This is a genomic window from Cetobacterium sp. 2A (genome assembly GCF_014250685.1).
GTDB lineage: Bacteria > Fusobacteriota > Fusobacteriia > Fusobacteriales > Fusobacteriaceae > Cetobacterium.
Map to the genome: position 1 here is coordinate 80,286 of NZ_JACFAJ010000014.1, position 24,124 is coordinate 104,409.

Sequence of the window (24,124 nt, forward strand, 5' to 3'; positions counted from 1 at the left end):
TATATACTTACAACTCTTAAAATCGATTTAAAAAAAAGAGGGAAAATTAAGAATATTTCTTTCTTAATTTTCCCATCTATTATTCTACTGTTACTGATTTTGCTAAATTTTTAGGTTTGTCTACATCTATTCCTTTTGCAACTGAAGTATAGTAAGCTAAAGCTTGAACCGGAATAACTGAAAGTATCCCAGAAACTAAATCATCACTTTCTGATATTGGAATAAAGTCGTCTGCTACCAATTTCAAGTTTTCACTAGTCTCATGTCCTATAGCTATAACATGTGCTCCTCTAGCTTTTAATTCTTTAATATTTGAAATTGATTTATCCATAAGATCCCTTTGAGTTGCTAATACCACAACCGGAGTTCCTTCTTCTATAAGAGCTATAGTTCCATGTTTTAACTCTCCAGATGGAAATGCCTCTGTATGAATATATGAAACTTCTTTAATTTTTAATGATCCTTCCAAAGCAACTCTATAATCTAATCCTCTTCCTATATAGAATCCATTTGTTTTATCTTTTAAAAAACTAGCTATTTCTTTAACTTTCTCTAATCTTTTTAAATCAAAATTAATTTTTTCTGGAATAGATATTAATTCAGACATAATTCTTGAATATTCTTCTTGAGTAATAACTCCTCTTTGTTCAGCTAAATATAAAGAAAATAAATAAAACATAACAACTTGAGTAGTATATGCTTTTGTAGATGCTACTGCAATTTCAGGTCCAGCCATTGTATAAACAACTTTATCAGCTTCTCTTGAAATTGATGATCCTATAACATTAGTTATTGCCAGCGTTGTAGCACCTCTTTCTTTTGCTTCTCTTAAGGCTGCTAATGTATCCAGAGTTTCTCCAGATTGACTAACAAAGATTGCAAGTGTTTTATCGTCAATAAATGGGTCACTATATCTAAATTCTGAGGCAATGTCAACTTCAGAATTTAATTTAGCAATTTTATGTAACGCATATTGACCTTGTAATCCAGCATTATAAGCAGTTCCACAAGCTACTATGACTATTTTATTTATTTTTTCAATTTCAGATTTTGATAAAACATCAGAAAAATCAGCTTTTCCATCTTTTAGTCTTCTGTGTAATGTCTCATTAATAGAAGTAGGCTGCTCTAAAATTTCCTTAATCATAAAGTGAGGATATCCAGCTTTAGTAGCTTGCTCTAATGTCCATTCTATATGATTTAATTCTCTCGAAATAGGATTTTTTTCAATATCAAAAATCTCTACAGAGTCAGATTTTATTCTAGCAACATCTCCATTTTCTAGAAAATAAACTTCTCTTGTATATTTTAATAAAGCAGGTATATCAGATGCTATTAAATTCTCATTTTTTCCTAGACCAATAACAAGTGGAGCATCTTTTCTAGCACAAATAAGTTCATCTGGGTGATTTTTATGCAATATTCCTAAAGCATAGCTTCCTTCTATTCTACCTAAAACTTTAAATACAGTTTCAAGAATATCTCCTTCATAATAATATTGAACTAAATGAGCAACTACTTCAGTGTCAGTATCAGAAATAAATTTATATCCTAAAACTTCTAATTCTTTCTTTAAATCTAAATAATTTTCAATTATTCCATTATGTACAACTACTACGGAATTATCCATACTACAGTGTGGATGAGAATTTACATCAGACGGCGCACCATGTGTTGCCCATCTCGTATGTCCTATCCCCAAAGTTGCTGGTATATTTACTTCCATTAAGGCTTCAGAAAGATTTTGTAATCTCCCCTTTTTCTTCTCTACAAAAATTTCTCCATCCGCTACAAGAGCAATTCCAGCAGAGTCATATCCTCTGTATTCTAGCGTTTCAAGACCCTGTAATATAACTTGCTTTACATTTCCTTTTCCTACATAACCTACAATTCCACACATAAAAAAAACCTCCTAGTATAATATTAAATTTTCAATGTTCAGCTATTATATACTAAGATTGTTACGTAAATCTGCTTTGTCCTATTGGTCACCCAATAGATTTGTAAGATTTATCAGGGTGTAACCCCCTATGGAGTATCCGCCGAATCTTCGATTCTCTCCATTCCTCGTCAACTTTTCTAAGTTCTGGCGCTTTTTATATTTCTAATCTTAATCTTAATAGCTTGTTTAATATTACCATATTTTTTTTTGATTTTCAAGATTTTTTATACTATGATATAATTAAGAATATTATAGGGGGGATTTATTTGAAATATTTTGATCACAGGGTCATAAAAACAGCGTTTGGTGCTTTTATAGCGGTCTTTATCGCCAATCATATAGGACTAAAATATGGGCTTACAACCGCAATAGTTACGATAATAAGTATACAGGCTTCGAAAAAAGAATCCTTGAAAATAGGAATTGAAAGATTTATAGCTTGTCTTATAGGTTTATTTATCTCTACTCTAATATTTTATATAATAGGATATACACCTATTGCTTTAGGAATTTTTATTTTAGTTTTTATGCCGATGTGTTTAAAACTGGACTTATTCCAAGGTTTTCTTGTTACTGTTGTACTCTCTACCCATATTTTAACAGAGAAATCTATATCGTTAAGTCTTCTTATAAATGAAGTTGGAATTTTGACTTTAGGAATTGGAATTGCACTTATTTTAAATCTTTATATGCCAAATGTAATTGATGAAATAAAAAATACAGAGTTAGACATTGATTATTTTATAAAAACAATTTTATTTGATATGTCCAATGATTTAAAGTTTAATTTTGTATCTGTAGAGGAAAATAATCTATTCCAAAAATTAAAACAAAGTATAGATTCAGGATCAAAATTAGCTCTTATTGATTATAACAACTCTTTTTGGGGTGCTTCAACTTACCAGTTGGAACTATTTAATATGAAGAGAAATCAATACAAAGTTTTAAAAAGAATGAGGTTACATTTTAAAAGATTCTATATAACTTATAATCAAAGTTTACTTATTTCTGATTTTACAAAGCATGTAGCTGAAACTGTTGGTCAAGAAAAATTATTTAATTCAATTATGATAGAACTTCAACTTTTAAAGAACTCGTTTAAAGAAATGGAACTTCCAAAAACCAGAGAAGAATTTGAAAATAGAGCTTCTCTTTTACAATTCATAAATGATTTAGAAGAATTTATTGAAATAAAGGCAGAATTTTTAAGAAAAAAAAATTGTAGCCATACTTAGTTGTATGACTACAATTTTTTTATTTTAATACATTCATAAAGAAAGTTATTATAGCTGCATTAAAGAAATCTATAAATAATCCTCCAACTATTGGAATTACAAAGAAAGCTTTTGGAGATGGTAAATATTTTGCTGTAAGTGCTTCCATGTTAGCTAAGGCTTTTGGAGTTGTTCCAAATCCACATCCACAATGTCCACTTGTCATAACAACTGCATCATAATCTTTTCCTGTAAGTCTAAATGTTATAAAGTAAGCAAATAGTCCTATTAATAAAGTTTGAACTACAAGCATAATAACTAAAGGTCCTGCTAATTCTTTTAATTCCCATAATTTAAAACTCATAAGTGTCATCGATAAGAATATCATTAATGTAAAATTACCAACTGCATTTATTATATCTAAATGAACATCAAATTTTCCAGAATAATCAGATATATTTCTAATAACTGCTGCTGCAAACATTGCTCCTATATATGACGGTAAAACTACACCAATATCAGATAAGAATTTAGAAATTATACTTCCAATTCCCATAGCTATAATAACTTGGAAACAAGCTCCTGAAACTAAAGATGATTTTATAGTATCAGATTTTTCTCCAGAATCTGAATATCCTTTTCCATCTCCAGTCTTATTTAATAAATCGTTTTTCTTTATAAGTCTATTCGCAATCGGTCCAGCTATAATACTTCCAGCTATTAGTGCATACGTTGCTGTTGCCATCGCAACAACTGTTGCCCCTTCGGCTCCATAGCTTTCAAGAATAGGTCCAAAGGCTCCTGCTGTTCCAGGTCCTCCCGTTGTAGACATAGATCCTGTAGCCAATCCAATAAAAGGACTAAGATCTAAAAGTTGTGCCATACTAACACCAACTACATTTTGAACAATAGCAAGTCCAACAGAAGCAATTAAAAACATTAATACTGGTAATCCAGCTTTTTTAAGTAATTTTAAACTTGCAGAATATCCTACTGTTGTAAAGAATGCTATCATAAAAATATTTCTTAAAGAGTCTTCAAAAATTATATTAAATAGACCAGTCTCATGTCCTATTAGTGTAATTACTGAGAATACAGTTCCACCAGTTACGGCATCCGGTATACAGTTGTCTTTTAAAAATTTGAAAGAACTATTTAAAAATTTTCCTAAATATAATACTATAACTGATAATGCAATCGTTTGAATTGTTGTAAGTTCAATGTTCATTATGTCCTCCTTGCGTTATTTAAATATGAAATATAAACTATATATGCAGTGTATCATTCATTCTATGAAAGTAAAAATATATATTATATATATTTATTGAATTTATCATTCATTTATAGAACTTTTTTCTTAAAAATAGAACAAAAGTCTGAATTTTTTATACACAATAAATATTAAGTTGACTTTTTGAAAAAATAATTTTATTATATTTAAAATATAAAAAAAATACCATCATTATTTATAGGGGTGATTTGTATGTATTATTCAAAATTAAATCTTATGGAAACAGAAAAAGCAATTAAACTTGTTAAAGATAATTTTGAAAAATCTTTAGCACACGAACTGGAATTAACAAGAGTTTCAGCTCCATTATTCGTTACACCAGAAAGTGGATTAAATGATGATTTGAATGGAATAGAAAGACCCGTATCATTCGATGTTAAGTCTAAAGAAATTGCAGTTATAGTTCATTCGCTGGCAAAGTGGAAAAGAATGGCACTTCATAAATATGATTTTAAAGTTGGAACAGGGTTGTATACTGATATGAACGCTATAAGAAGAGATGAAGATTTAAGTCCTATTCACTCCTATTATGTAGATCAATGGGATTGGGAAAAAATTATAGATAAAAATGACAGAACAAAACTAAAATTACAAGAAATAGTTAAAAAAATATATAAATCTTTAAAGGATACAGAAGAATTTATAACAAACATATATCCTTCACTATCTAAAAAACTTCCAGAAAATATAACTTTTGTGACATCTCAAGAACTCGAAGATCTTTATCCAAATTTAACTTCAAAAGAAAGAGAACATGAATATGCAAAAAAACATGGCGCTATCTTTATAATGGAAATTGGAAAAACTTTAACTTCTGGAAATAAACATGATGGAAGGGCACCAGATTATGATGATTGGAATTTGAATGGAGATATAATTGTATATTATGAACCTCTTAAAATAGGATTGGAACTTTCATCTATGGGAATACGTGTTGATGAGGAGTCACTAGATAAACAATTAACTTTATCTGATGCCAACGATAGAAGAAAGTATGAGTTTCATAAAAAACTTTTAAATGGAGAACTTCCTTATACTGTAGGAGGTGGAATTGGACAATCTCGTCTTTGCTTATTCTTCCTTGATAAAATGCACATAGGAGAAGTTCAGTCTTCGATATGGCCACAATCCTTAATAGAAGATTGTAAAAATAAAAATATTTTCCTTTTATAATATAAAAAAGCGAGTTAGAATTTAATATCTAACTCGCTTTTCTTAATATTTTTCTCTTCCTACAAATTTCCCGTTTGAATCATATTTGTATTTAAAAGTTGTCATACCTGTCACTCCAATAACCTGACTTTCAACTACTCTTCCGTCAATAGCATAAATAGTAACTTCTTCTACACCTTTTTCTTCATTTCTACGTGTTAAAGTTTTAATTGCTCCATTTTCATAATATTCTTTTTTTTCTCCAGATATTTGAGTTGGTGCTTCTATAACTTCTGGACCTGATAAATCTTCTTCTTTTATAAGAGTATTACTATTTGTACAACTTATAAATATAGTCATAGAAACAATCGCTAATAAATATTTTTTCATAATTTGACCTCCAAAAGTTTTTTTGTCTTATTATTTTTAACATGTTTTTGCTAAAATTTCAAATAAATGTTATAATTTAAAGGTTATATATAAAAATAAAATTGTAGGTGAAGTTAATGAATAAATTTAAAGAAATAAACGTAAGTGATGAACTTATATCAATCCTTAACAGTAGTGGAATAAAACAACCCACTCCAATACAAACAGAAGCTATTCCTCTTATAAAAAATGGCAATGATTTAATAGCTCAAGCACAAACAGGAACAGGAAAGACTTTAGCTTTTCTTCTTCCAATTTTTGAAAATATGAAGAGTGATGACAAAAATATCCAAACTTTAATTATAACTCCAACAAGAGAATTAGCACTTCAAATTACTGAAGCTGCTCAAAAGCTTAATACTTCAAATAAGTTCAATATCCTTTCTACTTATGGTGGAAAAGAAATTTCTGGTCAAATTGAAAAGTTAAGTAATAATACTCAAATGGTTATAGGAACACCTGGAAGACTTTTAGATCATATCAGAAGAAAAACTATAGACTTAACAAAAATTAAAACTTTAGTTTTAGATGAAGCAGATCAAATGCTACTTATGGGATTCCGTAATGAAATAGATGCTATTATTGAAGTTTCTAACAAAAAAAGACAGACACTTTGCTTTTCAGCTACTATAGATTCAGCTGTAAAAAAATTAGCTTATAGAATCTGTAAAGATCCAAAAATAGTTGTAATTGAAAGTGAAGATGTAACTCTTAAAAACATAGATCAATTTCTAATTGAAACAACAGATAGAAGAAAATTAGATATGCTTGCTCAAGTTTTAAATAAAACTAATCCTTTTATGGCTATTATATTTTGTAGAACTAAAGTAAGAGTTGATAATTTAGAAGAAGCTCTTTTTGCAAAGGGATTCAGTTGTCAAAAACTTCACAGTGATATTCCACAAGCAAAACGTGAAAAGATTATGAAATCTTTTAAAAATGTAGAGTTCCAATATCTAATCGCTACCGATGTCGCAGCAAGAGGACTTGATATCACTGGAATTACTCATATTTATAATTATGATATTCCTGAAAATGCCGAAGGTTATATCCACCGTATCGGACGTACTGGAAGAGCTGGAGAAAACGGACAGACTTATCTGTTTATAGATCCAAAAGATATGAAAACATTGGAAGCAATTGAAGAAAATATAAAAATGGAAATTCCTAGATTAGAGTTAGAATATATTCAAAATATTGTTTGTGAAAATGAACTGCCAAAAACAAAATATAATAAAAGAATCAATTCTCGTTCTAAAAAAGCTGAGGATATTAGAAAAATGTATAAATAAAAAATCCTGAAAAGGATTTTTTTTATTTTTTTGTATAAAATATCGAGTATAGTTTTCACAATTTTCAAGGAGGAACTAATGAAAAAAAGTTTTACAAATAAAGAGTTCAATGAAATTTTGTCAATTTTGTCAAATGATTATGATATTTATGCTCCAATTACTCTTCCATATAAAGGAACTTTTTCAGATACCGATTCTATTAAATATGGAAAAATATCAAATATTGAGGAAATAAACTTAAACAACAAATCTCATTATTCCGCAAAAGAAATATTACTTCCAATAACTCAAACTTTATTTTATTTTACAGAAAAAGAATTTATCAAACCAAAAATTAAAACTAAAAAAAGTTTAATCTTTCTAAGAAGTTGTGATTTACATTCTGTAAATCGAGTTGAAAATATCTATTTACACAACAAGTATTCAGATGAATATTATAAAGAAGTAAGAGATAAAGTTAAATTTATAGTTATGGGATGTCCAGGACAAGGTTGGGATAGTTGTTTTTGTGCGTCCATGGGAACTAACAAAACAGAGATGTACAATATTGGCGTTAAATTTCAAGACAATAAAATTTTTGTAGATGTAAAAGATCAAGACTTTAAAGAAGTTTTCAATAACGGAGTGGATTCAGAATTTGAAATGGAATTTGTAACTTCTAATAAAGAAGTAGTTACAATACCGGAGAGAATAAATGAGGACGAGGTAATTAACTTTGAGATGTGGAGAGATTATGATCGTTGTATAGCTTGCGGACGTTGTAATTTTGTATGTCCAACTTGTACTTGTTTCACTATGCAAGATATTTTTTATAAAGATAATGAAAAAAATGGTGAAAGAAGAAGAGTATGGGCATCTTGCCATGTTGACGGTTTTACAACTATGGCTGGTGGACATGAATTTAGAAAAAAAACTGGAGATAGAATGAGATTTAAAGTTTTACACAAAATTTCTGACTATAAAAAACGTTTTGGAGTTCAAATGTGTACAGGATGCGGAAGATGTGAAGATATTTGTCCAGAGTATATCTCATATATTAATTGTATCAATAAACTTGCAAAGAAATTAGGTGATAAAAATGACTAATATATATAAACCAACTGCCTGTGAAATTTTAAGTATAAAATCTGAAAGTCCTATTGAGTGGCTATTTAGAGTTAAAACTAACATAAAACCAGAGCCTGGACAATTTATTCAGGTATCTATTCCTAAAGTTGGAGAAGCTCCTATTTCAGTTGCTGGCTACAATATTGAAGAGGGTTGGATAGAATTTTTAATTAGAAAGGTTGGAAAAGTTACAGATGCAATATTTAATCTTAATCCTGGAGACTTCTTATTTTTAAGAGGCCCTTATGGTAATTGTTTCCCACTTGAACAATATACAGGAAAAAATTTAGTTATTGTAGCTGGTGGAAGTGGAACTGCACCTGTTAGACCACTTATAGAAAAATTTATAAACGATAAAATAACTACAGTAGATTTACTCTTAGGGTTTAAAGATTTAAATTCGGTTCTTTTTAAGGATGAAATTTTAAACTGGAAGAAAAAATCATCTATGATTTTAACTGTTGATAAAGGTTGCGGACTTGACGGAGAGTGTGTTGGTTTAGTAACTGAATATATTCCACAATTAAAACTAATAAATGATATTCAAAACTTGGAGGTTGTTATAGTTGGACCTCCAATTATGATGAAATTTTCAGCTTTAGAATTTTTAAAATTAGGTATTCCAGAAAATCAAATTTGGGTTTCTTTTGAAAGAAATATGTCTTGTGCTGTTGGAAAATGTGGGCATTGTAAAATAGACGAAACTTATGTTTGTTTAGAAGGACCAATATTTAATTATACAAAAGCTAAAACACTTTTGGACTAGGAGGAAAAAATGGCTTTAGAATTGGTGAGAAAAACTTTTACTAAAAATGGATATAGAGTCACAAAAAATAGAGATGAAACTGCATTAAGAGTCAGAGTTCCCGGTGGAGAAATAACCGCAGATTTACTTTTACAAGTTTCTGAAATTGCTAAAAAATTTGGAAATGGAAAAGTTCATATAACAACTCGTCAAGGATTCGAAATTAAAGGTATTGACATTAGAAAGGTAGACGAAGTTAATAAGGCTATTCAACCCCTTATAGACGGAATGGATATCAATCAGCCTAACGGGATTGGAAATGGTTATCCTGCGGCGGGAACAAGAAATATTACGGCATGTATTGGAAATCAAGTTTGTCCAAAAGGACAGTACAATACTACTGAGCTTGCAAAAAAAGTTGAGAAAGCAATATTCCCAAGTGATTATCATTTTAAAGTTGCAATTACTGGATGCCCAAACGACTGCATTAAAACTAGGATGCATGATTTTGGTATAACTGGTATGGCACATCCTTTATATGAGTCATACAGATGTGTATCTTGTGGTGCTTGTGTTAAAAAGTGCAAAGGACTATCTACAGGAGCTTTAACATCTGAAAACTATAAAGTTGTAAGAGATCACAGCAAATGTATCGGTTGTGGAGAATGTGTTTTAAACTGTCCAACTTCAGCTTGGACAAGAGATGAAAACAAATACTACAGATTCTCAATATTAGGAAGAACAGGGAAAAAAAATCCTCGTTTAGCTGAAGATTGGATTTTATGGGCTGATGAAGAATCTCTTTTAAAAATAATCGTAAATACATACAGTTTTGTTGGAGAGCATATCAATAAATCTCTTGCAAAAGAGCATATAGGTTATATTGTTGATAGAACAGGATTTATGATGTTTAAAAATTGGGCATTAAAAGATGTCGATTTAAATCCCCTTGCTGTTATTAGAGAAAATGTTTATTGGAACGGAATTATCTATTCTGGCGCTGAAAATGATTTAGGAAAATAAATAAAGTGTTCTGAGAATTAATTCTCAGAACACTTTATTTTTTTATTTGTTATTTCAGAAAGTTTTTTGGATTTTTTAAAGAATCTATTTTTTAGTTCTGGACTTATTTTTTTAAAATAAAATTTTATAGCACTTTTTTTAATTTTAATACCCATATTTTTGACAAATTCTACAGACTCAAATTCTGTTCCATCAGCAGCTCTTAGTATAGCACTCAACAATAAAATAATTTGTTTTTCTTTCAATGTAAATCTTTTTAAAAACAATTCCTTATTCCAACTACCCGTATGATATTTTGCAATTATAGCAATTTTAGTTTTATCTTTTTGAGTTAATCCCAGTTCTTTTGATGCCATTATGAAATCAAAACTATTTTCAGCATGTTGACCAAGTTTCGAATGTCCAATGTCATGTAAAAAAGCTGAAATCCTTAAAATTTCTTTATCTTTTTTTGAAGTTTTGTATTCTTTTTTTAATTTCTTTAAAATAATTTGAGATTTTTTTTCAACTCGTCTCACGTGTTCAAAGTCAGGAGAAAGTTTTTTAGATAAAACTAAAACAGGATCTAAAACTATTTCAAAAAGAGATTGTAAATTTTGTTTAATTTCATCAACATTATTTAAAATTTCAGTCTCTTTTTCTATAAAAATTTTCCAAATATTGATGATATCCTGTTCCTGCATATTCTTTAAAAACTTGAAAGTCACTATATCATGACTTTGTCCTAGAATCTCTTGAATCTCTTCAAGCTTTTTAATTTTAGCTTTATCTTCATTAATAGCTTCAAAATGATATCTTAACTTTTTTAATCCAATTCTTAACTTATGTAAATTATTAATATTTAAATTTTCTATTAATATTTTTGTCCTCAATTTATAATCCTTAAAATTAATTTTATTTTTCTTTAAACTTAACTTATCTAAAAATTTATTATCTAGTTTTCGTAACTCTTTCAAAAGATTTTTCTTTATTTTCTCCTCTTCTTCTGAATATAATTTTATTATGTTTTCTTTATTTGATAATTCTAAAGAATTTAAAATAGTTTTTTCAACTTGAATCTCTCTAAGAGGTTCTAAACTTTTCATCAGTTTCTTTAAAAAATTAATTAAATCACTATTATCACTAGTTAATTCTAAAATAGCCATAGATTTTCTAATCGATACTCTAATTTGATGAGCTATTTCTATATCATTATTGTTTTTAATCTTATGTATTAATTTATTTATATTTTTTAAATTTTTATCCAATTTTCTTATAATTTTATCCATATAATCCTCCAGCTATCTAAATTAAATCAACTCAACTTATATAGAATATTTGAAATTAAAATCAAATATCATTTTTAATTCTGTTATTTAACTTGATTTTTTTTTAAATATGAGGAAAACTTAAGTAAAAGTTTGATTAAATAAATATTTCTAATAAAGGAGAGTACATTATGAAGATAATCGCATCGCCTAGTAAGTATATCCAAGGAAAAAATATTATAGAAAATTTTAAAAGTATTGTTGAAACTTTCGGAAAAAATAATCTTATAATTGCTGATTCATTTGTTACATCTATCGTTAAAGAGCCAATAGAAAACTCTAAGGGAAGTAAAGACACAAAAGTTAGTTTTAATTTGTTTAATGGTGAATGTTCAAAGAATGAGATAAATAGAATTGTAAAAATAGTAAACGAGCATAATTATGATTGTATTGTGGGAGTTGGTGGTGGAAAAACTCTTGATACCGCAAAAGCAGTAAGTTTTTATACTAAAAAACCTGTTGTTATAATGCCTACAATTGCCTCAACTGATGCTCCTACAAGTGCACTTTCAGTAATTTATACTGATGATGGAGCTTTTGAAGAATATCTTATGCTTCCAAAAAATCCTGATATTGTAATGATTGATACAGAAATTGTTTCTAATGCTCCTACAAGACTTTTAGTTTCAGGAATTGGAGATGCTCTTTCCACTTACTATGAAGCTAAAGTTTGTTTTGATGCTAAAGCAATAGCCATGTCCGGTGGACAATCTACTCTTGCAGCTCTTGCTCTTGCTAAACTTTGTAGAGATACTTTGTTAGCTGAAGCTTACGAAGCTAAAATAAGTTCAGATTTAAAATTAGTAAATGAAGCTTTAGAACATATAATCGAAGCAAATACGTATTTAAGTGGAATTGGTTTTGAAAGTTCTGGTCTTGCAGCAGCTCATGCAATTCATAATGGATTAACTGTTCTACCAGAAACACACCATATGTTTCATGGAGAAAAAGTTGCCTTCGGTACGATTTCTCAATTAATACTTCAAAATGAAATTGAGGAAGCAAAAAAAATTATTACATTCTGTAAAAAAATTGGTCTTCCTACAACATTAGAAGAATTAGGAATTAAAGATAACATAAGAGAAAAAGTTAAAGAAGTATCTATTGCTTCTTGTGCTCCTGGGGAAACAATTCATAATTTCCCTTATAAAATAACTCCTGATATGGTTGAATCTGCAATATTAACTGCAGATGCTTTAGGAAAATTATAAGATAAAAAAATCCTCTTGAATTAAACATCAAGAGGATTTTTTATTAACTACTTTTTTATAAAATTTGCTGAGTTTTCTCCAGCTATTTTTCCAAATACTACTATATCAGTTACCGCATTTCCACCTATTCTGTTTGCTCCATGAACTCCTCCAGTAATTTCTCCTGCTGCATAAAGTCCTTCTATAACTTTTCCATCTTCTCCCAATACTTCTGTTCTATCATTTATGTGAACTCCACCCATAGTATGATGTATTGCTGGCGAAACTTCTATTGCATAGAAAGGCCCAGTTACAATAGCTCTAGGAAGTCCTTTTTTTGCAAAATCAAGATCTTCTTTATTTTTTACAAATTCGTTGTATTTATTTAAAGTTTTAGTTAATTCAACTGAATTAACCCCTATTTTCTTTGCTAACTCTTCTAAAGTATCGGCTTGAACAGTCAATCCTTTTTTTACATATCCATTTATTGCTGAAAGATTTTCTCTAACTCCTTGATCAAATACTAAAAAAGCACTTTTCCCTTTTTGGCTTAATTCAGCTTTTGAAACTACATCTCTTGTTTCAAGTTCGTTAATAAATCTCTGTCCATCTCTATTTACAAGAATTGCTCCTTCTCCTCTTACACTTTCAGTTATCATATCACTTTTATTATGTACAACTGTTGGATGAGTTTGAATTTCTTTCATGTCAATTAGAGCTCCACCAGCATCCACAACTAATTTTATTCCTTCACCAGTGATTGCTGGATTATTTGTAGATCCAAACCCTTCTAAAGCTGGGTTGTATTTCGTTACCATCTCAGGATTTGCACCAAATCCACCAGTTGCCATAACTACTGCTTTTGCTGATATTTCATATTGTTTATCACCTTTTTTTACAACAACTCCAGTGATTTTACCATCTTTTTTTAATATTTTTACAACTTCACTATTTGTTCTAATCTCTATTCCCTTTTTCTCAAGAGTTGAGTTTAGAGCATCAACTATAACCGGACCTACGGCCTTTCCACCAGTTGGTCTATGAATTCTTTTAACACTTTGACCACCAGAGAAAGATACTTCTGTTAAATCCGTTCCTTTTTCTATTAACCAACTAACAGCATTCTTAGATTCGTCTGTCATCTTTTTTACTAAACTCTTATTATTTAAGTTTTTTCCACCTTTCATAGTATCTTGGTAGAAAAGTTCCTCAGAATCTTCTATTCCTAATTTTTTTTGTAAATCTGTATTTGCGGCATTAATTCCTCCTGTTGCATAGTTAGTATTTCCACCAACCATGGCCATTTTTTCAAGAAGAATTACTTTAGCTCCATTTTCATTTGCAGCAATAGCAGCTGAAAGACCGGCTCCTCCTCCACCTACAACAACAACATCTGTAGATATATCTTTAAGCTCTTCATTTTTAACAATTGATTTATCTAACTTTTTTAAAGTAACTCCAGCCATAGCCACTGCCTTTCCAACAGCACTTTTTAATCCTTCGCTTGTGTAAGTAGCTCCAGCTACGTTATCAACATCTAAGCTTTGATTTGCTATAATCTCTTCACTTATAGTTTTCATAGCTCTTTTTGTAAAATTAGACTCTTCATGCTTTACAACTTCTATATTTTTTATAGCTTTATTCTCAACTTCAACTTTTACTTGAATAGATCCATTATAACCTTCTCCAGATGCTATATATTCTTTTGCTCCTAAAGCTAAACTTCCTACTATAAAAAATGTAGACAAGATTTTTTTAACTAAATTATTCTTTAGCATAAACTATTCCCCTCCGATAATGTTTTGAGTTTGACTACAGTATACTAAAATATATAAAATAATACAAGAAATTATAATTGATTTTTATATTTTTATGAAGTATATTAGAATGAACTGTTATAATATAATTTAAAAAGGAGGGAATGTGGAAAGTTTTTTATTAGAAGCTAAAAATATAAAAAAAGAATTTCCAGGAGTTTTAGCCTTAGATGGAGTCTCTTTTAATTTAAAAAAAGGAGAGGTTCATGCTCTACTTGGAGAAAATGGAGCTGGAAAATCAACTATGATGAAAATATTTTCTGGAGTCCATAAAAAAAATGGTGGAGAACTTCTACTAAATGGAAATCCTATAGAAATAAAGTCACCAATTCACGCTGCTAGTCTTGGGATAGGAATTATATATCAAGAATTAAATCTTTGCCCTCATTTGACTGTTGCTGAAAATATTTTTTTAAGTCGTGAATTTACTAAAGGAATATCTGTAGATAAGAAAAAAATGGAAATAGAAGCAAAAAAGATACTTGATACTTTACATGCTGATATCGACCCCAGTGTTAAAACCAAAAATCTTTCAATTTCAAAACAACAAATGGTTGAAATTGCTAAAGCTTTATCACAAAATGCAGAAATAATAATAATGGATGAACCAACTTCGTCTCTTAGTGAAAGAGAAATAGCTCAACTTTTTGAAATAATAAATAAATTAAAGAAAAATGGTAAAGGAATTGTTTATATTTCACACAAGCTAGATGAATTGAAGGAAATAACGGATAGAGTTACAATTTTTAGAGACGGTAAACATATATTGACTGATGATTTTGCAAATTTAACTTTGGATGAAATTATTTCAAAAATGGTTGGAAGAAGTATCGAAGATAAATTTCCAAGATTAGATAGAAAAAGAGAAGAAAATAAAAAATTAGAAGTTAAAAATTTAACCAACGCTTTTGTAAAAAATATAGATTTAGATCTTTATGGTGGAGAAGTTTTAGGAATTGCTGGATTAGTTGGGGCTGGAAGAACTGAGCTTTGCAAAACTATTTTTGGGGCCTTCGGTAAATATGAAGGTGAAATAAAAGTAGACGGACAACTTGTTAATATATCTAATCCACAAGACTCTATAAAACATGGTATATCTTATATTGCGGAAGATAGAAAAAGAGAAGGTCTTGCAATTAATATGGGTGTTTCTCAAAATATTAGTTTTTCAATACTGGATAAAATTTCAAGTAAAATAATCGGTTATATTTTTCAAAAAGATTTAGAAAAACATTCTAACGAAATGGTTGAAAAATTAAAAATTAAAACTCCTCACTTAAAGCAAAAAGTTAAAAATTTAAGTGGTGGTAATCAACAAAAAATTGTAATAGGGAAGTGGCTTTTAAGAAATCCAAAAATAATAATTTTTGATGAACCTACTAGAGGTATTGATGTAAGTGCTAAAGTTGAAATTTACAAGATAATAAACGAATTAAAAAATAATGGCTTAGGTGTCATAATAATCTCTTCAGAGTTACCAGAAATTTTAGGAATCACTGATAGAATAGCTGTTATGTGCAACGGAAAAGTCAAAAAGATTTTAGAAACTAAAAAAACAACACAAGAAGAGATTATGCATTATGCTACTCAATTCAATGATTAGGAGGAAATATTTTGAATTATAGTTTATCTTTACGTTCAATTAGAGGAAGAGTTGGAGAAGAAAATTTTCAAATTCTATCGGTTTTAAGTGGTCTACTTACAATGGTATTTTTCTTTTCTATGGGTTCTCCGTATTTTTTTACAACTAATAATTTACTAACTATAGCTTTACAAACATCTATTATCGCCATTATTGCTATTGGACAAACTTTTGTATTAATAACTACAGGAATAGATTTATCTATAGGTTCTAATATGGCTCTTGCTGGTATTATTACGTCAATGGCTTTGGTATCAGGACTTCCTATGGCTGTTGCTATAATATTAGGACTAATAGCTGGTATTATTTCAGGAGCTATCAATGGTTTACTTATCGTTTTAGCTGATTTACCACCATTTGTTGTAACTCTTGGAAGTATGAGTATTGTTAGAGGTTTGGCTCTTGTAATTACAAATGGAATTCCTATTAGCGGGCTTCCTAAAGCATTTAGATATATAGGAAATGGAAAACTTTTAGGAATTCCTTTCTCAGTTCTTCTAATGATTTTTCTAACTTTGTTATTTGGATTTATATTATCTAAAACTAGACTTGGAACTAATATTTATGCTTGTGGAAGCAACTTAGAAGCCGCAAGACTTTCTGGAATAAACACAAAAAAAACTCTTATCACTGTATATATATTTTCTGGTTTCTTAGCTGCCGTAGCTGGTATTGTTCTTGCATCAAGAATAGCTTCAGGTCAACCTAATGCAGGAATGGGGTATGAGCTTTACGCTGTTGCATCCTCTGTTATTGGTGGAACTAGTTTAGCTGGTGGAGAAGGTATTATGACAGGAACTCTTATAGGAGCTCTAGTAATTGGTGTTTTAAGAAATGGATTAAACCTAATGGGTGTATCTGCATTTTTACAGGAGATTTTAATCGGTGTTGTTATAATTTTAGCAGTATTTGCCGATAGAATAAAAAGAAGATAAAAGGGGAGGATTTTTATGAAAAAAAGTTTAAAATTTTTATTGTGTGCGGGATTATTTTTAGGAATGATTAACACTGCTTTTGCTGCAAAGAAATTCGTTTTAATCACTATGGACTCTATGGATGAACATTGGCTTTCTGTTAAAAAAGGAGCTGAAAAAAAGGCGGCTGAATTAGAAGGAGTTGAACTGTTATTCCGTGCTCCTGCTGGAAAAGTAGATCCTAACGAACAAACTAGAATGGTGGAAGATGCAATAAACCAAAATGTTGATGCAATCTTAATCGCACCTTCTGATAAATCTGCTTTAGCTCCTGTTGTAGACAGAGCAATAGAATCTAAAATTCCAGTAGTTATAATCGATTCACCTATCGACAGTGAAGGATATGTAACTTTCTTATCAACTGATAACTATGCAGCTGGTGCTTTAGCTGCAGATACTCTTGCTAACTTAGTTGATAAAAAAGGTAAAGTTGCTATAATAAATGCTCAACCTGGGGCTGGAACAGCAATTGCTAGATCTTCTGGTTTTGAAGATAGACTAAAATCAACTTACCCTGAAATGAAAGTTGTTACTATTCAATATTCAAATGGAGATAAATCATTAGCTTTAAATCAAGCAACTGATATAATGACAGCTAATCCTGATTTAGTTGGATTCTATGCTTCAAATGAAGGTTCAACTGTTGGAGTTTCAAGAGCTCTAGAAGAAGCTGGTAAAGGTGGAGTAATTAAACTTGTTGGTTTTGACTTCTCTAAAGATACTATCACAGGTTTAAATAATGGTACTATTCAAGCTTCTATGGTTCAAAATCCTGAAATGATGGGTTATAAAGGTGTTGAGGCAGCATTTAAATTTATAAACAAAGAAACTGTTGAAAATCATATGGATACTGGTGTAAAAGTGGTAACTAAAAAGGACCTTTAATGAAATATTATTTAGGACTAGATATAGGTGGTACTAAAATGGCCACAACGATTGCAGACAAACATTTTAATATATTAAAAAAAATAGTTTTTCAAACATCTGAAACAATCACTCCAGAAAAAACATTAGAAAAATTCTATTTAACAATTGATAAGATTTTAAAAGATTTATCGATTGATTTACAAGATATAAAATCTATTGGAATAAGCTGTGGTGGCCCATTAGATAGTAAAAAAGGAATAATACTCTCACCTCCTAATTTACCAACATGGGATTATGTTGAAATAGTTAAAATTTTATCAAAAAAATATTCCAAACCAGTTTTTATACAAAATGATGCTAATGCTTGTGCCTTAGTTGAATGGAAATTAGGAGCCGGAAAAAATTTAGATAATGTAATTTTTTTAACTTTTGGAACTGGAATGGGAGCTGGACTTATTTTAAATGGAAAACTTTATACTGGTAAAAATGATATGGCTGGAGAAATTGGGCATATTAGATTATCAGAAGAGGGACCTATAGGATACAATAAAAAAGGCTCTTTTGAGGGATTCTGTAGTGGTGGTGGAATAGTTCAACTTGCTAAAATGAGAGGCCTAAATCTTAATACCGCTCAAGAGGTTTTAGAGCAAGCACAAAGTGGAAATAATTTAGCTAAAAGTATTATTGACGAAAGCGCTAATTACTTAGGATTAGGACTATCTGTCTTGATCGATATTTTAAACCCTGAAGCTATTATTATTGGAAGTATCTACACAAGATGTGAAGATTTATTTCAAGAAAAAGTTACAGAAGTTTTAAAACAAGAAACATTACAAATATCTTTTGACAATTGCAGAATACTAAAATCTGAATTAAAAGAATCTTTAGGAGATTTAGCAGCTATTATCGTTGCTACTGGTGAATACTAATAAATAAAGAGACGGATTAATTCGTCTCTTTATTTATTCCTTCATTCCTTTTACCATCAGTCTTGCTGCACTTATATTTGTTGCTATTGGTACCTTATGAACATCTGACACTCTAATTAAAGCAGCTATATCAGGTTCGTGTGGTTGTGTTGTTAAAGGGTCTCTAAAAAAAAATATCGCCTTTATACCTCCAACTGCTACTTCTGCTCCGATTTGTTGATCTCCACCAATAGGTCCAGATTTATACCTAAATATTTCTAAATTAGTTGCTTCCATAATTTTTCTTCCTGTGGTTCCCGTTGATACTAAAGATTGTTTTGAAAAAAAATCCAAATTTTCTTTCACAAACTCTACTATCTCCACTTTCATGTTGTCATGGGCTATAAGTGCTATTTTCTTCAAGTTTTTTGTCCTCCCTAATTATAGTAAAAAATTTTATTTATATAAGATATTCTGTATTTTTCATCATTTTATCAAAATAAATACATATTTTAATTATAATTCAAATATTATTTTTATTCAAATATTATTTTATCTAAATGTTAACAAGGAGACTATTAAATGATTAATGCCATTCAAAATGGAACAAAAAAAGGTATTTCTATGACTATAAAACTATCAAAAGTTACAATACCAATTTATATTATAATAAAGATTTTAGAACTTACTCCATTCTTTTTATATCTAAGTAAATTCTTTAGTCCAGTTATGAAAATTTTCAATTTACCTGGAGAAGCTGCTCTTCCATTAGTTTTAGGAAATTGCCTAAATGTTTATGCTGGAATTGGAGCTATGAGTGCACTTAATTTAAATTCTAACCAAATAACTACTTTGGCAATAATGATTTCTTTTTCTCATACTTTATTCCTTGAAACTGCAGTAATTAAACAAGTTAAAGTAGACGCTATAAAAATGGTTTTTTTAAGAATTGGAACTGCCATTATTTTCGGTATCTTAACAGGCCAATTATTGGGAGGTAACTAATATGGAATTTCTAATTACAGTTGGAACAGGTTCTTTACTTTCTGTTTTTAATATGGCAAAGATAATTATACCTCTTATGATATTTATGGAAATTGCTAAAAAATATAAAATTCTAGATAGAATTGGAATGCTTTTTAAGCCGGTTACCAACTTATTTAATATGGGTGAAAAATCTGGATTACTTTTAGTTATTGGTTTAGTCTTTGGGCTTTCATATGGAGCTGGAGCAATAATTCAGCATACTGAAGAAGAGCAAGTTCCAAAAAAAGATTTAATACTTATGATGTCTTTTTTATCTCTTTGTCATGCTGTTCCTGAAGATACACTTCTATTTATAGAAATAGGTGCTAAATGGTACTATTTATTAGGATCTAGACTTTTTGCTGCCATTATTTTTACATTTTTTCTATCTAGAACAAAGAAGTTTAGAAATGATCTACAGGTTGAAATAGAGTAGATGGTTTATTGACAAGTATTACATAATAAAGTATATAAATTACTGTATAACCAATAAAATAAAAATTGAAGAGGTGAGTGTTATGAATTTTACATTTAACGACTTTGGGATACTTCTAAAATTTGATATGATTGGTACTTTAGCTATTGGACTTATATCACTTTATATTGGACTACTGATTAAAAAAAAATTTAAATTCTTTTATAATTTTGGAATTCCAGCTCCTGTCATAGGTGGAATTTTATTTGCTATTATTCATCTTTTTATTAGAATTTCAAAAATTGGCTCTATCGAATATACAACAACACTTGAAACGCCATTTATGGTTGCATTCTTTGCTACTATCGGTTTAGGTTCTTCTGTAAAAGCCTTAAAAAAAGGTGGAAAGCTCTTAGTTATCTTTTGGTTACTAAGTGGATTTATGACATTTATGCAAACTGTTATAGGTGTTTCTCTAGCAAAAATTACTGGTATTAATCCTTTACTTGGAATTTTAGCAGGCTCTGTTTCTATGTCAGGTGGACATGGCTCTGCTGGAGCCTTTGGAAAAACAGTAGAGGGTATGGGAGTAATTGGAGCATCTGCAATGGCCCTATCATCAGCAACTTTTGGTTTAATTGCCGGTGGATTACTTGGAGCACCTCTTGCAATATACTTAATTAAAAAGAATTCTTTAAAACCTAAAGACATTGTAGGAAAAGAAAATATTGGATTAAAGGAAAATGATGAAGTAAAAACTATAACTAGTGATTCTCTTCTTAGCCATATTGGAATGCTAACTGTAATTATGGCAATTGGAATTACATTCAGTCAATATTTAAAATCTATTTTAGGAATAGCACTTCCTTCATATGTTGGTGCTATGTTTATTGCTATTTTATTTAATAATCTAAATATTAAATTTAAATTTTTCTCGATAGATAGAAATCTTGTAGAAATTATAGGAGGAGTTTCTTTAAATATTTTCTTATCAATGGCTCTTATCTCTTTAAGACTTTGGGAGCTTGCAGACTTAGCACTTCCGATGTTTATAATTCTATTTGTTCAAGTTTTATTTATGGGAATTTTTACTATGTTTATTGTTTTTAAAGCCATGGGAAAAGACTACGATGCAGCTGTTATGGTTGCTGGAATGTGTGGATCTGGGCTTGGTGCAACGACAAATGCTATGTTAAATATGGGTGAAGTAAGTGAAAAACATGGATATACAGTTAATCCTTATATAGTTGTGCCACTTACTGGGGCATTTTTAATTGATATTTTTCAAATGCCCATAATAATAACAGCAATTAATATGTTCTCTAAATAATAAAAGGGGTTGAAAATATGAAAACGTATACTGTTCGAGCTTTTACAAAAGATAATAAAGGAGGAAATATAGCTGGAGTAGTTTTAGATTGTAGCATTTTTTCTAATAAAGAAATGCAATATATCGCTAAAGAACTTGGTTTTTCTGAAACTGCTTTTATTTTAAAATCAGCTGTAGCTGATTTTAAAATAAAGTTTTTTACTCCTGAATCTGAAGTAGATTTATGTGGACATGCCACAATTGCAGCATTCTCTCTACTTAGAAATTTAAAAATTATTTCATGTGGCACATACACTCAAGAAACAAAAGCTGGAGTTTTAAAAGTTTTCGTTACAGAAAATGAAATTTTTATGGAGCAGTCTTTACCAGAATTTTTAAACATACTAAATTCTTCTGAAATTTTAGACTCTCTGAATATAACTGAAGAATCTTTAGATAAAAATATTCCTGTAAGAATCATATCAACCGGTTTAAAAGATATATTTATTCCAATAAAAAATAGAGAAATACTCAATAAAATATCCCCTAATCAAGATATGATTAAAAGTATTTCTAAAAAATTTAACGTTATTGGATACCATCTTTTTGCTTTAGATGAAGAAGTAAATGTCGATGCTTATTGTAGAAATTTTGCTCCTTTATATGGAATTGACGAAGAATCTGCAACTGGAACCTCTAATTGTGCTTTGGCATGCTATTTATATAAACTTGATAAAGTTAAAAACGATAATTATCATTTTAATTTTATTCAAGGCGAGTCTCTTGGAAACATTTCAGAAATAAAAGGACAATTAAAAATAGAATCAAATCATATAAAAGAGTGCTACATAGGCGGACATTGTTCTTCCACCTATTGACATATAGCAAATATCGAGGTATAAAGGAGATATTAGCTTTTATTAAATAGGAGGGAATTTAAATGAAAAAAACTTTAATACTCACGTCAATAATTTCATTAAGTATTCTATTAACAAGTTGTGGTGATAACCACGAGAAGAATAAAACTTCTAAAGTTACACCTAAAAAAAATACACTTGTTTATGCTCAAATTTCCGAAGGTAAATCACTTGATCCACAAGATTCTACAGATCAATATTCTCAAAATGTTACAACTCAAATATATGATAGATTGATTGAGATTGATGAAATTAATGGAAATTTAATACCTGGATTGGCCGATTCATGGGAAAAGTTAGATGACAAAACTCTCCTGTTACATTTAAATACAAAAGCTAAATTCCATAATGGAGAAGATTTTACAGCTAAAGATGTTAAATTTACGCTTGAAAGAGCAAAATCTCTCCCTAAAGTTGGACACCTTTATAAACTTATTGATACTATCGATATTATAGATGACGATACTGTTAAAATTGTTACATCAGAACCCTTTGCCCCTTTAGTAAACCATCTTAGCCACAAATCAGCGGCTATTATAAGTGAAAAATACTTTGCTGAAAAAGATAAAGATTATTTCCTTAATCCAATTGGAACAGGGGCATATAAATATAATGATTGGTCTATGGGTGAAAAGATAACTTTAACTGCAAATAAAGATTATTTTAAGGGAAGCCCATCCATTGAGACAGTTATAATAAAAGCTATTCCTGAAGAAAATAGTAAAGTTATTGGTCTTGAAACTGGTGAAATTGATATAGCTTCAACTATTCAAACTATTGGAAGAACTACTATTATCAACAGTGATCATTTAACTTTTATGGAAAGACCTTCAGTTTCAACATCATACATAGGTCTTAATACGAGAAAAGGGGTATTACAAGATAAAGAAATCAGAAGAGCAATTGCAATGGGTATAGATAGAGAATCTGTTATAAAGGCTTTAATCGATGGAGATGTTAAAATTGCTGGAAGTTTCTTAGCACCAGTTGTTTTTGGATATTCCGATGATGTTGAAGTTTTAGAATATAATCCAGAAAAAGCTAAAGAAATATTAAATGGCAAAAATATAAAACTTGTATATGCTACGAGTAATAGTCAACTTAATGCTCAAATTGCAGAGGTTGTTCAAGCTCAACTTAAAGAAGTTGGAGTTGACGTAGAAATTCAAACTTTAGAGTGGGGTGCTTTTTTAACTGCTACCGCTAATGGTGATTTAGATATGTTTGCAATGGGTTGGGGACCTTCTACCTCTGATGGAGATTATGGTTTATATCCAAACTTCCATAGTAAACAGTTAGGAGCTGCTGGAAATAGAACGTATTACTCTAATGCTACTATGGACAAGCTTTTAGAGGACGCTAGAAGTGAAATGGATGTTGAAAAAAGAAAGAACTTATATATAGAAGCAACTAAAATTATAAATGAGGATGTTCCACTTATTCCTATGTATTATTCAAATACCACTGTTGGTGTTTCTAATAATCTAGTTGGTGTAGAAGCTACAAGTTATCCTTTATTTTACAAATATTCTTTCAAAGACTAAAAGGAGAAAATTT

The 24,124-nt window shown here is 29.6% G+C and carries 22 protein-coding genes; 16 read left to right on the forward strand and 6 right to left on the reverse strand.

What is annotated here, in order from left to right; translation table 11 throughout:
• Positions 1-79: 79 nt before the first annotated feature.
• Entirely contained in the window at positions 80-1,900 is a 1,821-nt protein-coding gene (gene glmS / locus H3N56_RS12850) for a glutamine--fructose-6-phosphate transaminase (isomerizing) (RefSeq protein WP_185881577.1), read from the reverse strand.
• 308 nt (positions 1,901-2,208) lie between these two features.
• On the opposite strand from glmS, the gene H3N56_RS12855 reads away from it, so the two are divergent.
• The gene (locus tag H3N56_RS12855; protein WP_185881578.1) at positions 2,209-3,177 is read left to right on the forward strand and encodes an aromatic acid exporter family protein; all 969 of its coding nucleotides are present in this window, start codon (positions 2,209-2,211) and stop codon (positions 3,175-3,177) included.
• 19 nt (positions 3,178-3,196) lie between these two features.
• Here H3N56_RS12855 and gltS (H3N56_RS12860) read toward each other — a convergent pair whose 3' ends face one another.
• Positions 3,197-4,384: a sodium/glutamate symporter gene (gene gltS / locus H3N56_RS12860; RefSeq protein ID WP_185881579.1), complete on the reverse strand. Its 1,188-nt coding sequence runs from the start codon at positions 4,382-4,384 to the stop codon at positions 3,197-3,199.
• Between the two features lie 255 nt (positions 4,385-4,639).
• On the opposite strand from gltS (H3N56_RS12860), the gene asnA reads away from it, so the two are divergent.
• The gene (gene asnA, locus H3N56_RS12865) at positions 4,640-5,620 is read left to right on the forward strand and encodes an aspartate--ammonia ligase (protein ID WP_185881580.1); all 981 of its coding nucleotides are present in this window, start codon (positions 4,640-4,642) and stop codon (positions 5,618-5,620) included.
• Between the two features lie 42 nt (positions 5,621-5,662).
• Here asnA and H3N56_RS12870 read toward each other — a convergent pair whose 3' ends face one another.
• A complete protein-coding gene (locus H3N56_RS12870) occupies positions 5,663-5,989 on the reverse strand; it encodes a hypothetical protein (protein ID WP_185881581.1) in 327 nt (108 codons plus the stop codon).
• A gap of 116 nt (positions 5,990-6,105) precedes the next feature.
• On the opposite strand from H3N56_RS12870, the gene H3N56_RS12875 reads away from it, so the two are divergent.
• The 4 genes from H3N56_RS12875 (at position 6,106) to asrC (ending at position 10,195) form a co-directional block, all read left to right on the forward strand.
• Positions 6,106-7,320, forward strand: coding sequence for a DEAD/DEAH box helicase (locus H3N56_RS12875; RefSeq protein WP_185881582.1), 1,215 nt, complete (start codon positions 6,106-6,108; stop codon positions 7,318-7,320).
• A gap of 78 nt (positions 7,321-7,398) precedes the next feature.
• A complete protein-coding gene (asrA, locus tag H3N56_RS12880; RefSeq protein ID WP_185881583.1) occupies positions 7,399-8,406 on the forward strand; it encodes an anaerobic sulfite reductase subunit AsrA in 1,008 nt (335 codons plus the stop codon).
• Positions 8,390-9,193, forward strand: coding sequence for an anaerobic sulfite reductase subunit AsrB (gene asrB, locus H3N56_RS12885; RefSeq protein WP_370521087.1), 804 nt, complete (start codon positions 8,390-8,392; stop codon positions 9,191-9,193). Before asrA ends, asrB begins: the two co-directional genes overlap by 17 nt.
• Positions 9,194-9,202: 9 nt before the next feature.
• Positions 9,203-10,195, forward strand: a complete 993-nt coding sequence (asrC, locus tag H3N56_RS12890) for a sulfite reductase subunit C (protein WP_185881585.1) — start codon at positions 9,203-9,205, stop codon at positions 10,193-10,195.
• A 17-nt stretch (positions 10,196-10,212) separates the two neighbouring features.
• Here the strand turns inward: asrC and H3N56_RS12895 are convergent, their stop codons facing one another.
• A complete protein-coding gene (locus tag H3N56_RS12895) occupies positions 10,213-11,463 on the reverse strand; it encodes a CHAD domain-containing protein (RefSeq protein WP_185881586.1) in 1,251 nt (416 codons plus the stop codon).
• 170 nt (positions 11,464-11,633) lie between these two features.
• Here H3N56_RS12895 and H3N56_RS12900 point away from each other — a divergent pair, with 170 nt between their 5' ends.
• The gene (locus tag H3N56_RS12900; protein ID WP_221893502.1) at positions 11,634-12,713 is read left to right on the forward strand and encodes a glycerol dehydrogenase; all 1,080 of its coding nucleotides are present in this window, start codon (positions 11,634-11,636) and stop codon (positions 12,711-12,713) included.
• Between the two features lie 47 nt (positions 12,714-12,760).
• On the opposite strand, the gene H3N56_RS12905 is transcribed toward H3N56_RS12900, so the two are convergent.
• The gene (locus H3N56_RS12905) at positions 12,761-14,470 is read right to left on the reverse strand and encodes a flavocytochrome c (protein ID WP_185881587.1); all 1,710 of its coding nucleotides are present in this window, start codon (positions 14,468-14,470) and stop codon (positions 12,761-12,763) included.
• A 145-nt stretch (positions 14,471-14,615) separates the two neighbouring features.
• Here H3N56_RS12905 and H3N56_RS13575 point away from each other — a divergent pair, with 145 nt between their 5' ends.
• From H3N56_RS13575 to H3N56_RS12925, 4 genes are read left to right on the forward strand one after another with little or no spacing between them, the layout of a single operon-like run.
• On the forward strand, positions 14,616-16,112 hold the full coding sequence (locus tag H3N56_RS13575) for a sugar ABC transporter ATP-binding protein (RefSeq protein WP_185881588.1): 1,497 nt from the start codon (positions 14,616-14,618) through the stop codon (positions 16,110-16,112).
• An 11-nt stretch (positions 16,113-16,123) separates the two neighbouring features.
• Entirely contained in the window at positions 16,124-17,086 is a 963-nt protein-coding gene (locus tag H3N56_RS12915) for an ABC transporter permease (protein ID WP_221893503.1), read from the forward strand.
• A 15-nt stretch (positions 17,087-17,101) separates the two neighbouring features.
• Positions 17,102-18,010 (forward strand): ABC transporter substrate-binding protein, encoded by a 909-nt coding sequence (locus H3N56_RS12920; protein ID WP_185881589.1) that lies wholly within the window; start codon positions 17,102-17,104, stop codon positions 18,008-18,010.
• On the forward strand, positions 18,010-18,921 hold the full coding sequence (locus H3N56_RS12925; protein WP_185881590.1) for an ROK family protein: 912 nt from the start codon (positions 18,010-18,012) through the stop codon (positions 18,919-18,921). The genes H3N56_RS12920 and H3N56_RS12925 overlap by 1 nt, the downstream gene beginning before the upstream one ends.
• 33 nt (positions 18,922-18,954) lie before the next feature.
• Here the strand turns inward: H3N56_RS12925 and mgsA are convergent, their stop codons facing one another.
• Positions 18,955-19,323 (reverse strand): methylglyoxal synthase, encoded by a 369-nt coding sequence (gene mgsA, locus H3N56_RS12930; RefSeq protein WP_185881591.1) that lies wholly within the window; start codon positions 19,321-19,323, stop codon positions 18,955-18,957.
• A gap of 159 nt (positions 19,324-19,482) precedes the next feature.
• Between mgsA and H3N56_RS12935 the strand changes: the two genes are divergently transcribed.
• From H3N56_RS12935 to H3N56_RS12955, 5 genes are all read left to right on the forward strand, one after another.
• On the forward strand, positions 19,483-19,905 hold the full coding sequence (locus H3N56_RS12935; protein WP_185881592.1) for a nucleoside recognition domain-containing protein: 423 nt from the start codon (positions 19,483-19,485) through the stop codon (positions 19,903-19,905).
• Position 19,906: 1 nt separating this feature from the next.
• Positions 19,907-20,362, forward strand: coding sequence for a nucleoside recognition domain-containing protein (locus tag H3N56_RS12940; protein ID WP_185881593.1), 456 nt, complete (start codon positions 19,907-19,909; stop codon positions 20,360-20,362).
• Between the two features lie 82 nt (positions 20,363-20,444).
• Complete coding sequence (gene gltS / locus H3N56_RS12945) at positions 20,445-21,671, forward strand: sodium/glutamate symporter (protein ID WP_185881594.1); 1,227 nt, start codon at positions 20,445-20,447, stop codon at positions 21,669-21,671.
• Positions 21,672-21,688: 17 nt separating this feature from the next.
• Complete coding sequence (locus tag H3N56_RS12950; protein ID WP_185881595.1) at positions 21,689-22,528, forward strand: PhzF family phenazine biosynthesis protein; 840 nt, start codon at positions 21,689-21,691, stop codon at positions 22,526-22,528.
• Between the two features lie 62 nt (positions 22,529-22,590).
• Positions 22,591-24,111 (forward strand): ABC transporter substrate-binding protein, encoded by a 1,521-nt coding sequence (locus H3N56_RS12955; RefSeq protein ID WP_185881596.1) that lies wholly within the window; start codon positions 22,591-22,593, stop codon positions 24,109-24,111.
• Positions 24,112-24,124: the final 13 nt, after the last annotated feature.

Excerpts from the sequence above, each read along its gene's own strand:
- H3N56_RS12875 (WP_185881582.1), top strand. The coding sequence starts at position 6,106 with ATGAATAAATTTAAAGAAATAAACGTAAGTGATGAACTTATATCAATC.
- gltS (WP_185881594.1), top strand. The coding sequence starts at position 20,445 with ATGAATTTTACATTTAACGACTTTGGGATACTTCTAAAATTTGATATG.
- H3N56_RS12900 (WP_221893502.1), top strand. The coding sequence starts at position 11,634 with ATGAAGATAATCGCATCGCCTAGTAAGTATATCCAAGGAAAAAATATT.
- asrC (WP_185881585.1), top strand. The coding sequence starts at position 9,203 with ATGGCTTTAGAATTGGTGAGAAAAACTTTTACTAAAAATGGATATAGA.
- H3N56_RS12905 (WP_185881587.1), bottom strand. The coding sequence starts at position 14,470 with ATGCTAAAGAATAATTTAGTTAAAAAAATCTTGTCTACATTTTTTATA.
- glmS (WP_185881577.1), bottom strand. The coding sequence starts at position 1,900 with ATGTGTGGAATTGTAGGTTATGTAGGAAAAGGAAATGTAAAGCAAGTT.
- H3N56_RS12950 (WP_185881595.1), top strand. The coding sequence starts at position 21,689 with ATGAAAACGTATACTGTTCGAGCTTTTACAAAAGATAATAAAGGAGGA.
- asrA (WP_185881583.1), top strand. The coding sequence starts at position 7,399 with ATGAAAAAAAGTTTTACAAATAAAGAGTTCAATGAAATTTTGTCAATT.
- H3N56_RS12935 (WP_185881592.1), top strand. The coding sequence starts at position 19,483 with ATGATTAATGCCATTCAAAATGGAACAAAAAAAGGTATTTCTATGACT.
- gltS (WP_185881579.1), bottom strand. The coding sequence starts at position 4,384 with ATGAACATTGAACTTACAACAATTCAAACGATTGCATTATCAGTTATA.
- H3N56_RS12870 (WP_185881581.1), bottom strand. The coding sequence starts at position 5,989 with ATGAAAAAATATTTATTAGCGATTGTTTCTATGACTATATTTATAAGT.
- asnA (WP_185881580.1), top strand. The coding sequence starts at position 4,640 with ATGTATTATTCAAAATTAAATCTTATGGAAACAGAAAAAGCAATTAAA.
- H3N56_RS12955 (WP_185881596.1), top strand. The coding sequence starts at position 22,591 with ATGAAAAAAACTTTAATACTCACGTCAATAATTTCATTAAGTATTCTA.
- H3N56_RS12940 (WP_185881593.1), top strand. The coding sequence starts at position 19,907 with ATGGAATTTCTAATTACAGTTGGAACAGGTTCTTTACTTTCTGTTTTT.
- H3N56_RS12895 (WP_185881586.1), bottom strand. The coding sequence starts at position 11,463 with ATGGATAAAATTATAAGAAAATTGGATAAAAATTTAAAAAATATAAAT.
- H3N56_RS12920 (WP_185881589.1), top strand. The coding sequence starts at position 17,102 with ATGAAAAAAAGTTTAAAATTTTTATTGTGTGCGGGATTATTTTTAGGA.
- H3N56_RS12925 (WP_185881590.1), top strand. The coding sequence starts at position 18,010 with ATGAAATATTATTTAGGACTAGATATAGGTGGTACTAAAATGGCCACA.